Source organism: Actinomadura keratinilytica (assembly GCF_039539665.1).
Classification (GTDB): domain Bacteria; phylum Actinomycetota; class Actinomycetes; order Streptosporangiales; family Streptosporangiaceae; genus Spirillospora; species Spirillospora keratinilytica.
In genome coordinates, this window is sequence record NZ_BAABDO010000062.1 from 1 (window position 1) to 12,910 (window position 12,910).

The 12,910-nt window shown below is 74.3% G+C and carries 11 protein-coding genes and 1 pseudogene; 11 read left to right on the forward strand and 1 reads right to left on the reverse strand.

Translation table 11 applies throughout. The features are described from left to right. From ABD879_RS19430 to ABD879_RS19440, 3 genes and pseudogenes are all read left to right on the forward strand, one after another. Positions 1 to 546 (forward strand): annotated as a pseudogene (locus ABD879_RS19430) (DNA primase); the annotation flags it as partial. A 72-nt stretch (positions 547 to 618) separates the two neighbouring features. Next, positions 619 to 1,764: an RNA polymerase sigma factor RpoD gene (rpoD, locus tag ABD879_RS19435; RefSeq protein ID WP_285493314.1), complete on the forward strand. Its 1,146-nt coding sequence runs from the start codon at positions 619 to 621 to the stop codon at positions 1,762 to 1,764. 121 nt (positions 1,765 to 1,885) lie between these two features. Then, positions 1,886 to 2,344 (forward strand): YbjQ family protein, encoded by a 459-nt coding sequence (locus tag ABD879_RS19440; RefSeq protein ID WP_345022900.1) that lies wholly within the window; start codon positions 1,886 to 1,888, stop codon positions 2,342 to 2,344. A gap of 82 nt (positions 2,345 to 2,426) precedes the next feature. On the opposite strand, the gene ABD879_RS19445 is transcribed toward ABD879_RS19440, so the two are convergent. Next, entirely contained in the window at positions 2,427 to 3,671 is a 1,245-nt protein-coding gene (locus ABD879_RS19445) for a molecular chaperone DnaJ (RefSeq protein ID WP_345022901.1), read from the reverse strand. Positions 3,672 to 4,065: 394 nt separating this feature from the next. Between ABD879_RS19445 and ABD879_RS19450 the strand changes: the two genes are divergently transcribed. The 8 genes from ABD879_RS19450 to ABD879_RS19485 all read left to right on the forward strand — a co-directional run bounded on the left by ABD879_RS19450 (position 4,066) and on the right by ABD879_RS19485 (position 12,890). Continuing rightward, complete coding sequence (locus tag ABD879_RS19450; RefSeq protein WP_345022902.1) at positions 4,066 to 4,644, forward strand: TerD family protein; 579 nt, start codon at positions 4,066 to 4,068, stop codon at positions 4,642 to 4,644. A 63-nt stretch (positions 4,645 to 4,707) separates the two neighbouring features. Next, complete coding sequence (locus ABD879_RS19455; RefSeq protein WP_345022905.1) at positions 4,708 to 5,835, forward strand: DUF475 domain-containing protein; 1,128 nt, start codon at positions 4,708 to 4,710, stop codon at positions 5,833 to 5,835. Positions 5,836 to 5,936: 101 nt separating this feature from the next. Further along, positions 5,937 to 6,515 (forward strand): TerD family protein, encoded by a 579-nt coding sequence (locus ABD879_RS19460; protein ID WP_345022906.1) that lies wholly within the window; start codon positions 5,937 to 5,939, stop codon positions 6,513 to 6,515. A 301-nt stretch (positions 6,516 to 6,816) separates the two neighbouring features. Beyond that, positions 6,817 to 8,043: an HpcH/HpaI aldolase/citrate lyase family protein gene (locus ABD879_RS19465; RefSeq protein ID WP_345022907.1), complete on the forward strand. Its 1,227-nt coding sequence runs from the start codon at positions 6,817 to 6,819 to the stop codon at positions 8,041 to 8,043. Continuing rightward, positions 8,040 to 9,410, forward strand: a complete 1,371-nt coding sequence (locus ABD879_RS19470; RefSeq protein WP_345022908.1) for a phosphoribosyltransferase family protein — start codon at positions 8,040 to 8,042, stop codon at positions 9,408 to 9,410. The genes ABD879_RS19465 and ABD879_RS19470 overlap by 4 nt, the downstream gene beginning before the upstream one ends. Next, complete coding sequence (locus ABD879_RS19475; RefSeq protein WP_345022909.1) at positions 9,407 to 10,555, forward strand: cysteine protease StiP family protein; 1,149 nt, start codon at positions 9,407 to 9,409, stop codon at positions 10,553 to 10,555. The genes ABD879_RS19470 and ABD879_RS19475 overlap by 4 nt, the downstream gene beginning before the upstream one ends. Further along, entirely contained in the window at positions 10,552 to 11,400 is an 849-nt protein-coding gene (locus tag ABD879_RS19480) for an HAD family hydrolase (RefSeq protein WP_345022910.1), read from the forward strand. Before ABD879_RS19475 ends, ABD879_RS19480 begins: the two co-directional genes overlap by 4 nt. Before the next feature lie 164 nt (positions 11,401 to 11,564). After that, positions 11,565 to 12,890 (forward strand): MGH1-like glycoside hydrolase domain-containing protein, encoded by a 1,326-nt coding sequence (locus ABD879_RS19485; RefSeq protein WP_345022911.1) that lies wholly within the window; start codon positions 11,565 to 11,567, stop codon positions 12,888 to 12,890. The last annotated feature ends 20 nt before the right edge of the window (positions 12,891 to 12,910 follow it).

Genomic DNA, 12,910 nt, shown 5'->3' on the forward strand with positions numbered 1-12,910 from the left:
GGCACCGGCGGCGGAGCCGGGGCCGGGGAACCGGCCGGGCCGGCGGCGCCGCGGCGGAAGGCGTACGATCCGAGCGACCCCGAGGTGCGGCGCGAGCGCGAGCTGCTGAAGCTGGCGGTGCAGCGGCCGGCGGTGCTCGGCCCGGAGTTCGACCAGATCCCCGCCGAGGACTTCCTGGCGCCGCCGCACGCGGCGGTGCGGCAGGTCATCGCGGCCGCGGGCGGCGTGACCGCGCCGGTGAGCGCCGCCGAGTGGGCCGGCCTGCTGCGCGACCACGCGCCGAACGAGCAGGTCAGGGAGCTGATCACGCGGCTGGCGGTGGAGCCTCTCGAGTTCGCCGGCGATTCGGACGACCGGTATGCCGCCGACCTCCTGGCCCGAATCCAGGAACGCCAGGTCACGCGCATGATCGCCGATGTGAAGTCTAAACTCGCGCGGCTGAATCCGGCCGAGCAGGTGGAGGAGTACAACCGGCTGTTCGGCGATCTTGTCGCGCTTGAGCAGCAGAGACGGGAGTTGCGCGAGCGCGGGCTTGGCTCCCAGTGAGTCACGGGACCCGGAAAATGGGTCCTGTGATCTAGGCCCTTCGTACCGCAGACTGTCATCGTGGGCCCTTCGGTGCTGCCAAGCGAGGCGCCATCGGTTGACCAGGTGGCGGACCTCGTCGCGCGCGGCAGAGAGCGCGGCGGTGTGACGGTCGACGACGTCGCCGCGGCTCTCGATCGCTCCGACTTGCCGGACGACTCCCTGGAGCGGGTCGTCCGGATGCTCGCAGAGCAGGGGGTAGAGGTCCTGGAGTCTCCGCAGGAGACCGAGGACGTCACGCGAGCGGATGAGGGAGACCTCGGCAAGCGGGCGCCGACGAGCGACCTGGTTCGGATCTACCTGCGGGAGATCGGTCGCGTACCGCTGCTCACGGCAGAAGATGAAGTCGAACTCGCGAAATCGATCGAGGCGGGCCTGTTCGCCGAGGAGAAGCTGCGGCACACCGCCATCCTCTCCCCGATGGAACGGCTCGATCTCGAACTGCTCGCCCGCGAGGGGGCGCGAGCGAAGCAACGCCTGATCGAGGCCAACCTGCGCCTGGTGGTGTCCATCGCCAAGCGCTACGTCGGCCGGGGCATGCTGTTCCTCGACCTGATCCAGGAGGGAAATCTCGGACTGATCCGCGCAGTCGAGAAATTCGACTACACAAAGGGGTTCAAGTTCTCGACCTACGCCACCTGGTGGATCCGCCAGGCGATCACCCGTGCCATCGCCGACCAGGCCCGGACCATCCGGATCCCGGTGCACATGGTGGAGACCATCAACAAGCTGGTCCGCGTGCAGCGCCAGCTGCACCAGGACCTCGGCCGCGAACCCACCCCAGAGGAGATCGGCCGGGAGATGGGGCTGCCGCCCGCCCGGGTGGTGGAGATCCAGCGCATCGCCCAGGAGCCGGTGTCCCTGCAGTCGCCCATCGGGGAGGAGGACTCCGACCTCGGCGACTTCATCGAGGACGCCGACGCCGTGGTGCCGATGGAGGCCGCGGCGTTCATCCTGCTGCAGGACCAGCTGGAGGACATCCTGGGCACGCTGTCGGACCGCGAGCAGCGCATCATCCAGCTGCGCTTCGGGCTGACCGACGGCCATCCCCGCACCCTGGAGGAGGTCGGCCGCGAGTTCGGCGTGACCCGGGAACGGATCCGGCAGATCGAGTCCAAGACCCTGGCCAAGCTGCGCCACCCCTCGCGCGCCCAGATGCTCCGCGAGTACCTGGACTGACCGGCCGCTGCCCGGGGGCGGGGGCGGCGCTCCCGGCCCCGGGCACCGGCCCGCCGGGGCGAGGTATGCCGGAACGGCCCGATCGGTCCGCTCCCGTGTGCCGTGGATTACGGTGGGAGCCATGCTGATCGTGACGACTGAAGGGCTGGCCGGGCACGAGATCCGCGGCGCGTTCGGCGAGGCCATGGGGGTCGCCGTGCAGACCGATCAGGGCCGTGCCGGGGCGCACGGAGGTGCCAGCGGCACGTTCCGCGTGACGGGGGAGCAGCCGGGCGCGGGCCTGGCCGTGCTGCGCCGTCAGGCGTTGGAGCGTCTGGTCGAGGACGCGCGCCGCAAGGGCGCCAACGCGGTGGTGGGCATGCGCATGGACTCGGTCGCGCTCGCCGGGGGCGGCCACGAGGTGTGCGCCTACGGCACCGCCGTGTGGGCCGAGCCCGCCGCGGGCGCCCCGCGCGACCAGGCCGTCGCGCAGCAGTCCCCGGCCGTGCCGCAGATGCCGCCGTACGGGGACCCCCAGCCGGGCGGAGCGCCCATGGCCGCCCGCAACCTGACCATCGGCGTCCACGACCGCCCCCGCTGACCCGCCGCGCCGCGCCGGCCCGGCCGCCGGTCCGGGCATCGGCCCGGGCTCCGGCCGGCGTGCCCGAACGCAGGCGCCGGGGTCAGGCGCCCGCGGCGCGTTCGGCGCGGATGCGGGTGACGACGTCGCCGGCCGCCGTCTTGATCGCGTCCAGTTCCCGCAGGTACCCCCAGTAGTCGGGGTGGGGGCCGGTCAGCAGGGAGGGCGCCTTCTCCAGCCGCTCCACCAGGGCGTCCAGCGCGCGGGCGTGGTGCGGCGCCGGGCCGCCCGGCGCGGCGACCGCCAGCCGCTGGGCGTCCCGGACCGCGAACCGCACCTTCTCGGCGGGCTTGGCGGGGTCGGCGGCGGCCTCCTCCAGCCGCGTCACCCGTCCCGTCACCTGCCCGGCGCGGCGGTCGGCGGCGTTCAGCTCGGTGCGGGCGGCGGTGAGCGCCTGCTGCGCCTGCCGCCACTCGGCGCGGCCCGCGTGCGCCGTCGCCTCGGCGAGCCGTTCGCGGGCCCGCTCCACGCCCGCCTCGACGGCCTCCGGCGCGCCCCGCAGATCCTGCCAGCACGCCTGCGAGTAGCCGCGCAGCAGCTGCCGCATGGCCTGCCGCACCGCCTCCACGCGGCCCTCCACCACGTCCACCCGGGTGCGCACCGAGGTGATGCCGTTGCGCACCTTCTCGGCCTGCTTGGGCAGCTCCTCGGCGGCCTCGCGGGCGCGGTCGGCGAGCCGCCGCACCTCCTCGGCTTTCTCCATCGCCCCGGCCAGGCCGAGCCCGCCCAGCCCCGGCGAGCCCACCAGCGCCAGCGCCTCGCGGGCGCGGGCCAGCTGCGCCTCCGGTCCGGCGGCGTCGAACCCCGCGTGGCGCGCCCGGGCCACGGCGGCGTCGGCGGCGGCGACCGCGGCGCGGTCGGCGGCCAGCCGCGGCGGCAGCCGGTCGAGCGCCGCCTCCAGGCGGCGCATCCGCGGGGCGAGCCGCTCGGCGAAGGCGTTGAGCCGGCCGGTGACCTCCCTGAGCCGGTCGGTGACGGCCAGGAAGGCGCGGCGGGCCGCGTCGTACTCGGCGGGCGTGCGGTCCGCGGCCAGGTCGTGCGCGTCGACGACGGCGATGTAGGCGGAGGCGGCGGCGTCGGCCTCGCGGCTCAGCCCGTCGAACTCCGTGCGGACCGGGGCGGCGGCCGCGCCGTCCAGGTCCGCGAACAGCGTCACGCGGCCCTCGACGTACTTCTGCGCCTGGTCCATGTCGTAGAACGCCGCGGCGGCCGCGTCCCTGGCCTGGACCGCCGCGTCCGCCGCCTGCGCGCCCCGGCCTCGCCGGCGGGCGTCCCCCGCTCCCAGCAACGGTGCCCTCCCTTCGCTCCGCTCCAGTCTCGCTCAGCCGCCCGTCCTGTACACCTTCCGCCGGTTGCGTTCCGGCGGCACCCGGGGGGCCGAGCGGAACGCGGGGAACGGATAGCATCACTGCAACGTCGGTATAGCGAAGCGTCGAGACGGCGCGGCGCGCATCGGCGCCGGCAGCCAGCGATCAGGAGGCAGCGTGGGCGTCAGTCGCAGCGGAAGCGGCACCTCCTTCCCCAGCGGTCTCCCGGCGGCCCCGGTGACCGGCGAGGCCCTCCGGGCCGCGGCCGGGCACGGGCCGCGCGCGGTCGGGCGGGCGTCCGCCCGGCGGCCGGCAGCGCCATGGACATTCGGCGTGAAGTTCTGATCAACGAGTCTCCGAGGGAGTGGACCGACCATGGGTGTGTCACTCGCCAAAGGCGGCAACGTCTCGCTGACCAAGGCCGCGCCGAGCCTGACCGCCGTCGCCGTGGGCCTGGGCTGGGACGTGCGGGCCACCACCGGCGCCGACTTCGACCTGGACGCCAGCGCGCTGATGCTGGGGCCCGACGGCAAGGTGCTGTCCGACCAGCACTTCGTCTTCTTCAACAACCTGCGCAGCCCCGACGGCTCGGTGGAGCACACGGGGGACAACCTGACCGGCGAGGGGGAGGGCGACGACGAGGTCATCAACGTCGATCTGACCGCCGTCCCCGCGGGCTGCGAGCGGATCGTGTTCCCGGTGTCGATCTATGAGGCCGACGCGCGGGGGCAGAACTTCGGACAGGTCCGCAACGCCTTCATCCGAATCGTCAACCGCGCCGACGGCAGTGAGCTGGCGCGGTTCGACCTCACCGAGGACGCCTCCACCGAGACCGCCATGGTCTTCGGGGAGCTGTACCGGCGGGGCGGGGAGTGGAAGTTCCGCGCCGTCGGCCAGGGCTACGCCTCCGGCCTCGCCGGCATCGCCATGGACTTCGGTGTCAATGTCGGCTGAGCCGCCGGCCGCGGCCGGTCCGGCTCCGATCGTCGGTTCCCCCCAACGAGCAGAAACACGCGCATGATTCTTCGCACCTTCGGGTGGTCCTTCGCCGTCACGATCCTCGGCCTGATCGCCGCGCTGCTGTACGACGGCGGCCTGGGCCTGGCGCTGGTGGCCGTGCTGGCCGTACTCGAGATCTCGCTGTCCTTCGACAACGCCGTCGTCAACGCCAAGGTGCTGGAGCGGATGAACCCGTTCTGGCAGAAGATCTTCCTGACCGTCGGCATCGCCATCGCCGTGTTCGGTATGCGGCTGGTGTTCCCGCTGGTCATCGTGGGGATCACCGCGTCGCTCGGCCCGCTCGAGGCGTTCGACCTGGCGTTGCACGACTCGCATCGCTACCACGAGCTGATGCGCGACGCCTACCCGATGATCGCGGCGTTCGGCGGCATGTTCCTCATGATGCTCTTCCTGGAGTTCGTCTTCGAGGAACGGGCCGAGAAGTGGCTGCCGTGGCTGGAGGCCCCGCTGGCCCGCATCGGCAAGCTGAACCAGCTCGCGGTCGTCGTGGCGGGCGGCGCGCTGGTGGCGGTCGCCCACTACTTCGCCGAGAACCCGGGCGAGGTGATGATCGCCGGCGTGCTCGGCATGCTGACCTACATCCTGGTCAACGGGCTGGGCGAGCTGTTCTCCGAGGCCGGCGAGGACGACGAGGAGGAGGACGAGGCCGCGGAGGGCGCGCAGCAGGCGGCCGAGCCCGCGCGCCGCGGCGGCCCGAGCGAGCTGGCCCTGGCCACCGGCAAGGCGGGCTTCTTCCTGTTCCTCTACCTGGAGGTGCTGGACGCCTCGTTCTCCTTCGACGGCGTCATCGGCGCGTTCGCCATCAGCACCGACCCGATCGTGATCGCGCTGGGCCTGGGCATCGGCGCCATGTACATCCGGTCGCTGACGGTGTTCCTGGTCCGCAAGGGCACCCTGCACGAGTACGTCTACCTCGAGCACGGCGCGCACTGGGCGATCGGCGCGCTGGCGGTGTGCATGCTGTTCGGCGTCGGCCACCACGTGCCCGAGTGGATCACCGGCGGGCTGGGCGCCGGACTGATCATCGCCGCGTTCCTGTCCTCGGTCCTGCGCAACCGGCGCGACGGCGCCGGCGCCGCGTCCGGCCCGAGCGGGGACAAGGAGCTGCACTCCAGCAAGGTCTGAGTCCGCACGTCCGCCCAGATCCGTCCCGTCCAGGTCCGTCAAGCAGGAACGCCGGGCGGGTCCGGTCCGCACCCCGCACCGCTCACGCGAAGGAGCCGATGATGTCGATTTCGCTGCAGAAGGGGCAGAAGGTCTCCCTGACCAAACCGGGGGGAGGCGGACTGACCCGCGTCAAGATGGGCCTGGGCTGGGACGCGGCGCCCCGCAAGGGGCTGTTCGGCCGCTCCAGGCCGCAGTCCATCGACCTGGACGCCTCCTGCCTGCTGTTCGACGCCGCCGGGAACCTGGTCGACTCGGTCTGGTTCCGGCAGCTGCGCAGCAGGGACGGCTCGGTGCTGCACACCGGCGACAACCTGACCGGCGAGGGGGAGGGCGACGACGAGGTCATCAACGTCGATCTGACCGCCGTCCCGGCGAACATCACCCAGCTGGTGTTCACCGTCAACTCCTTCACCGGCCAGGACTTCTCGCAGATCCAGAACGCCTTCTGCCGGCTGGTCGACGAGACCACCGGCCAGGAGATCGCCCGCTACGAGCTGAGCGGCTCGGGGCGGCACAACGCCCAGATCATGGCCAAGGTCTCCCGGGACGGCGGCGGCTGGGCGATGACCGCCATCGGCGCGGCCGCCACCGGCCGCACCTTCCAGCACCTCCTCCCGGCGGTCGCCGCCCACCTGTGACGGGCGGGCGCACCGACGGGCACCGACGGCCGGGCGCGCGCCGTTTCACGGCGGCGCGCCCGGCCGCCGTGTTCGGCACGTGTTCGGCACGTGTTCGGCACGCGCGGGCGCGCCGGGGACGCGTTTCACGCCCGTGCGGGGACGGACGGGAACGTATCGTCGGTTCCACTCGTTGGCGGACATACTCTGAAGTGTCCGTGGGCGTCCGAAACGGCGGCGGCCCAAGGCCCGTTCGCCGGCGCCCGTGCGGCGTGGGACACGGCGAGGGCGGGGCCCTTTCGGCGATGGGGAAGGACCCGGCGTGCGTCATTTCGACCACATCGACATCGGGCATCGCAAGCACCTGTTCTACCGGCACCCTCGGCCCTTCGGCCGGCACGACGACCCCGACGTGCTGGCGGTCGCGCTCGGCGCCACCCTGTACTGCCCGGGCACCCGCCCGGCCCTGGCGCACGACATCGTCAAGGCGGCCCGGCGCGGCGTGGCCAGCATGGTGGTCTGCCTGGAGGACGCCATCGCCGACGCCGACGTGCCCGCGGCCGAGGCCAACACCGTCCGGGCGTTCCGCGAACTGCACGACCGCGACGCCGGCGCGGCCGACGACGAGCCCGGAGACGCCGCCCGCGGCCGCGGCAACGGCCGCTCGCGCCGCGGCCCCGGCATCCCCCTGCTGTTCATCCGGGTGCGGGCCGCCGAGCAGATCGGCGACCTGGTGGACCGGCTGGGCCCGGCCGCCGACCTGGTGACCGGGTTCGTCCTGCCGAAGTTCACCGCGGCCTCCGGCGGCGCGTTCCTGGACGCGCTGGAGGACACCGCGGCCCGCACCGGGCGGCGGCTGCTGGCCATGCCGGTGATCGAGAGCCGCGAGGCGATCCACCGCGAGACGCGCGCCGACCTGCTGCAGGACGTGGCGCGGCTGCTGGCCAAGCACCGCGACCGGGTGCTGGCGGTGCGGCTGGGCGCGACCGACCTGTCCGCGGCCTACGGGCTGCGCCGCCCCCCGGACCTGACCATCTACGACATCCGCCCGGTCGCCGACGCCATCTCCGACGTCGTCAACATCCTCGGCCGCGCCGACGGCACCGGATACGTGGTGACCGGCCCGGTGTGGGAGTACTTCTCCGCGGGCGAGCGGATGTTCAAGCCGCAGCTGCGGCAGTCGCCGTTCGAGCGGCAGCGCGCGGCCCCGCTGCGGGAGCGGCTCATCACCTCCGACCTGGACGGGCTGATCCGCGAGGTGCACCTGGACAAGGCCAACGGGCTCATCGGCAAGACGGTCATCCACCCCAGCCACGTCGCGGCGGTGCACGCACTGTCGGTCGTCACCCACGAGGAGTACTGCGACGCCGCCGACATCCTCCGGGTGACCGGGGGCGGCGCCATGGCCAGCACCTACGCCAACAAGATGAACGAGGCCAAGCCGCACCGGGCGTGGGCCGAGCGGCTCATGATGCGGGCCCGCGTGTTCGGCGTGGCGGCCGAGGGCGTCACGTTCGTGGAACTGCTGGAAGCGGCGAGCCGCCGGTGACCACCGGGGGAGGGAGCCCCGGGCGCGTCTGGCCGGGGGAGTGGGTCGCCGCGCGCCTGGGCGTGCGGCTCGTCGACCGGGAGCGGCCGGCCGGGGTGGGGCTGGCGGACCTGGTGGGGCTGGCGGTGCGGCGCAATCCGCGCCGCGCGCACCTGCTGGTGTCGTCGGTGCTGGGCAAGCACGTGCCCACCGACCCGCGCCTGGTGTACGGGGCGGGGCTGCTGCTGGGACGCCTCGTCCGCGCGCGCCTGCGCCCCGAGCCGCTGGGGGCCGCCCTGCTCGCGGAGGCGCTGGCCCACCAGGACGGCGCCGCCGCGGCGCTGCGGGACGCGCACAAGGAGCCGCATGCGCCCCTGCAGGCCGTGGTGTTCGGGTACGCCGAAACGGCAACGGCCCTGGGGCACTCGGTCGCGGACGCCCTGGGCGACGCCTACTACCTGCACTCGACGCGGCGCCCCGTCCCCGGCTTCACCCCCTACGGCGCGTTCGAGGAGGAGCACAGCCACGCCACCAGCCACCTGATACTGCCGGCGGACCCCCTGGCGTTCGGCTGCGACGCCCCCGTGGTGCTGGTCGACGACGAGCTGTCCACCGGCACCACGGCGCTCAACACCATCCGCGCGCTGCACGCCGTACGCCCTCGGCGGCACTACATCATCGCCGCGCTGGTCGATCTGCGGGACGACCGCGCGCGGGCGATGACGCGGGCCCTCGCAGCCGAACTGGGCGCCCGCATCGAGACCGTCTCATTGGCCGCAGGCCGCGTCGAACTGCCCGCAGGCATCCTCCCGGCCGGACAGCGCCTCGTCGCCTCGCTGTCGCACGATGAGCGCCGTACGGAAGGCGCTGCGCACGCCGTACGCCGCGTCGACATCGGCTGGCCGGACGACCTGCCCGACGGAGGCCGGCACGGCTTCCGCCCAGCCGACGGCCGGCGGCTCGGCAAGGAGCTGCCCGCCATGGCCGGCCGCCTGGCGGACGCCCTGCCCGCCGGGCGGCGCCGCGTGCTGGTGCTCGGCTTCGAGGAGCTGATGTACGCGCCGCTGCGGCTGGCCGAGGCCCTCGCCGACGCCCGGCCCGACCTGCGGGTCCGCTACTCGACCACGACCCGCTCGCCCGTGCTGGCCGTCGACGACCCCGGCTACGCCATCCGCACCCGGCTGGTGTTCCCCGCCCACGACGACCCCGCCGACGGCCCCGGCGAACGCTACGCCTACAACGTCGCGCGCGGCTTCGACGCGATCGTCCTGGTCGTCGACGACGCCGGCGACACCCCCGCCCTGGCCGCCGGGCTGCTGCCCCGCCTGGCCGAGATCGCCGACGTGCTGCTGGTGACCGTCCCCGCCCATCGGAGGCAGAGCAGATGACCCCCGCGCCGCTGCACGGCCCGGACTTCGGCAGCTACCCGGCCGAGGACGTGGCCTGGCTGCTGAAGGACCTGTCCGGCGTCCGCCTGGAGGCCCCCACCGAGGAACGCGAGGCGGCGATCCAGGCGGGCCGCGCCCACTACGCCGAGTCGCTGCCGGTGGAGTACCAGCCCGGCCCCGAGTACCGGCGGCTGTTCCACCGGGCCCTGGAGGAATCGGCCGAGCGCGTCGCCCACGCCGTCGGACTGGTCACCGAGCTGGTCCTGGCCGCGCGCGGCCCCGGCGCGGTGCTGGTGTCGCTGGCCCGCGCGGGCACCCCGGTCGGGATCCTGGCGCGCCGCTGGGCCCGGTTCGCGCACGGCCTGGACCTGCCGCACTACTCGATCAGCATCGTCCGCGGCCGCGGCATCGACACCGTCGCCCTGCGCCACCTGGCCGAGCACCACGACCCGGCCCGGATCATGTTCGTGGACGGGTGGACGGGCAAGGGCGCCATCCGCCGGGAGCTGACCGCCGCGCTCGACGCGCACGCCGCCGCCACCGGCGTCCGCTTCCCCGCCGACCTGGCCGTGCTCGCCGACCCCGGCCGCTGCACCCCCCTGCACGGCACCCGCGACGACTTCCTCATCCCCTCGGCCTGCCTGAACTCCACCGTCTCGGGACTGGTCAGCCGCACCGTCCTCAACGACCGGCTGATCGGCCCCGGCGACTACCACGGCGCCAAGTTCTACGCCGAACTCGCCGCCGACGACGTGTCGGCGGTGTTCCTCGACGCGGTGTGCGCCCGCTTCCCCGACGTCGCCGAACGGGTCGCCGAGGACGCCGCCGAGGAGCTCGCCGCCGACCGCGCGGCCGCCCGCGCCGCCGACTGGTCGGGCTGGGCGGCGGTCCGCCGCGTCGGCGCCGAACACGGCGTCGACGATCTCAACCTCGTCAAGCCGGGCGTGGGGGAGACCACGCGGGTGCTGCTGCGCCGCGTCCCGTGGAAGGTCCTGGCGCGCGCCGGCGCCGGGGCCGAGCTGGAGCACATCCGGCTGCTGGCCGCCGAACGCGGCGTCCCCGTGGTCGAGGTGGACCCGGCGTCCCTCCCGTACGCCTGCGTCGGCCTCATCCACCCCCGCTTCGCGAAGGGACGCGCCCAGTGAACGGCGTCCTGGTGTGCTCCGACCTGGACCGCACCCTGATCTACTCGGCGGCGGCGCTCGGCCTGCGGGGCCGCGACGCCGACCTGCCGCGGCTGCTGTGCGTGGAGCTGTACCGGGCGGCCCCGCTGTCCTACGTCACCGAGACCGCCGCCCGCGACCTGCAGGCGCTGGCGGGCACGGCCGCCCTCGTCCCCGTGACGACCCGCACACCCGAGCAGTACGCCCGCGTCCACCTGCTGGACAAGCCCCCCGCGTACGCGATCTGCGCCAACGGCGGCCACATCCTCGTGGACGGCGTGGACGACCCCGACTGGGCCGCCGCCGTGCGGACCCGCGTCGCCGACGGACGCGCCCCCCTGGCGGAAATTCGCGCCCACCTCGCCGCCGCCACCGGCGAGTTCGTCCTGAAACGGCGCGTCGCATCCGACCTGTTCGCCTACCTGGTGGTGGACCGGGCCGCGCTGCCGCCCGGCTGGTTCGACGACCTCGCCGGCTGGTGCGCCGCCCGCGGCTGGCGCACCTCCCTGCAGGGCCGCAAGATCTACTGCCTGCCCGAGCCGCTCACCAAGTCCGCCGCGGCCGCCGAGGTCGCCCGCCGCGTCGGCGCCGACGCGATGCTGGCCGCCGGCGACTCCCTCCTGGACGCCGAGCTGCTGGCCGCCGCCGACGCCGCGATCCGCCCCGCCCACGGCGAACTCCACGACACCGGCTGGACGGCCCCCCACGCCGCCGTGACCGCCGCCCAGGGCATCGCCGCGGGCGAGGAGATCGCCGCCTGGCTCCTGGCCCGCGCCACCGCCGACGCCCCTCCGATCCGGCCCTCCGCCCCCTGGCGCACGCTGTGACCGGCCACCGCGCACCCCCGCCGGGACGTGGGAGGACATCCCCCGCCCGGGGGTCGCCGCGGCCGCTGAGAAGGCCCACAATCGCGGTATCCCTCGATGCGTCGAGGCGCGGCATCCCCTTTTCGAGGGTGGCCAGAACGCGATCGGGAGGTCACGCTTAGCTCATGGGCACCCGGCTGAACGGCGACGAGACGACGCTGTGGAAGGCGGCGGCCCGGGTGCTGGACGCCAACTGGACGGGCACGGGCACCATCCCGTCGCCCGCCCTGTACCCGCACCAGTGGGCCTGGGACTCGGCGTTCATCAGCATGGGCCTGGCCAGGCACCGCCGCGACCGCGCCGAACGCGAACTGCTGTCGCTGTTCCGCGGCCAGTGGGCCACGGGCCTGCTGCCGCACATCGTCTTCAACACCCGCATGCCCCGGCACGCCTACTTCCCCGGGCCCGACCTGTGGCGCAGCGACCTGCAGGACGCCGCCCCCCGGGGCGTCCCCACCTCCGGCATCACCCACCCCCCGCTGCACGCCCTGGCCGCCCTGCGCCTGCACGAGTCCGCGGGCCCCGCCGACGCCGAACGCAGCCGCGCCTTCCTCGCCCGCCTCTACCCGATGCTCGTCGCCCAGCACCGCTACCTGGCCCGCTGCCGCGACCTGGGGGCCGAAGGGCTCGTCGCCATCTGCCACCCCTGGGAATCGGGCCTGGACAACAGCCCCGCCTGGGACGGGCCCCTCGGCGCCCTGCAACTGCCGCCCGTCGCCTACGCGCCCGACCGCGTCCCCCGCGGCCAGCCCACCGGCGAGGACTACGACCGCTACGTACGGCTCGTCACCCTGCTGCGCGGCGCCGGCTACCGCGACGAATACCTGCGCGACGCCCACCCCTTCGCCGTCGAAGACCCCCTCGTCAACGCCACCTACCTGGCCTCCACCCACGCCCTCGCCGAGATGGCCGAGATCATCGGCGGGGACCCGGTGCCGCACCGCGAGACCGCCCAGCGCGTCCACCGCGCCCTGCTCGACCGGCTCTGGGACGGCGACACCGGCTGCTTCCGCGCCCGCGACCTGCGCGGCGGCCGGCTGCTGCCCGCCGTCACCGTCGCCTCGTTCGGCCCCCTGCTCGACCCCGACCTGCCGGCCCACGCCGTCCGCGCCCTGGTCGACCTGCTGCTGTCGGCCCGCTTCGCCGGAGCCGCCGGATACCCCGTCCCGACCTGCGACATCCAGGCGCCCTCGTTCGACCGCGGCGGCTACTGGCGCGGCCCCACCTGGGTCAACACCAACTGGCTGCTGTGGTACGGCGCCCTCGGCCACGGCCTCACCGTCGTCGCCGACCTGCTCTACGGCGCCACCATGCGCCTGGTGCGCCAGTCCGGCTTCCGCGAGTACTTCGACCCGTTCGACGGCACCGGCCGCGGCGGCCACGACTGCAGCTGGTCGGCCGCCCTCGTCCTGGACCTGCTGGGCGCCCGCCGCGCACCCCGCGCCGCCTGAGCCGCTGATCGCCTACCGTG

Coding starts and splice junctions, on each gene's coding strand:
- ABD879_RS19440 (WP_345022900.1), top strand. CDS start 1,886: ATGCTGATCGTGACGACTGAAGGGCTGGCCGGGCACGAGATCCGCGGC.
- ABD879_RS19485 (WP_345022911.1), top strand. CDS start 11,565: ATGGGCACCCGGCTGAACGGCGACGAGACGACGCTGTGGAAGGCGGCG.
- ABD879_RS19455 (WP_345022905.1), top strand. CDS start 4,708: ATGATTCTTCGCACCTTCGGGTGGTCCTTCGCCGTCACGATCCTCGGC.
- ABD879_RS19450 (WP_345022902.1), top strand. CDS start 4,066: ATGGGTGTGTCACTCGCCAAAGGCGGCAACGTCTCGCTGACCAAGGCC.
- ABD879_RS19475 (WP_345022909.1), top strand. CDS start 9,407: ATGACCCCCGCGCCGCTGCACGGCCCGGACTTCGGCAGCTACCCGGCC.
- ABD879_RS19460 (WP_345022906.1), top strand. CDS start 5,937: ATGTCGATTTCGCTGCAGAAGGGGCAGAAGGTCTCCCTGACCAAACCG.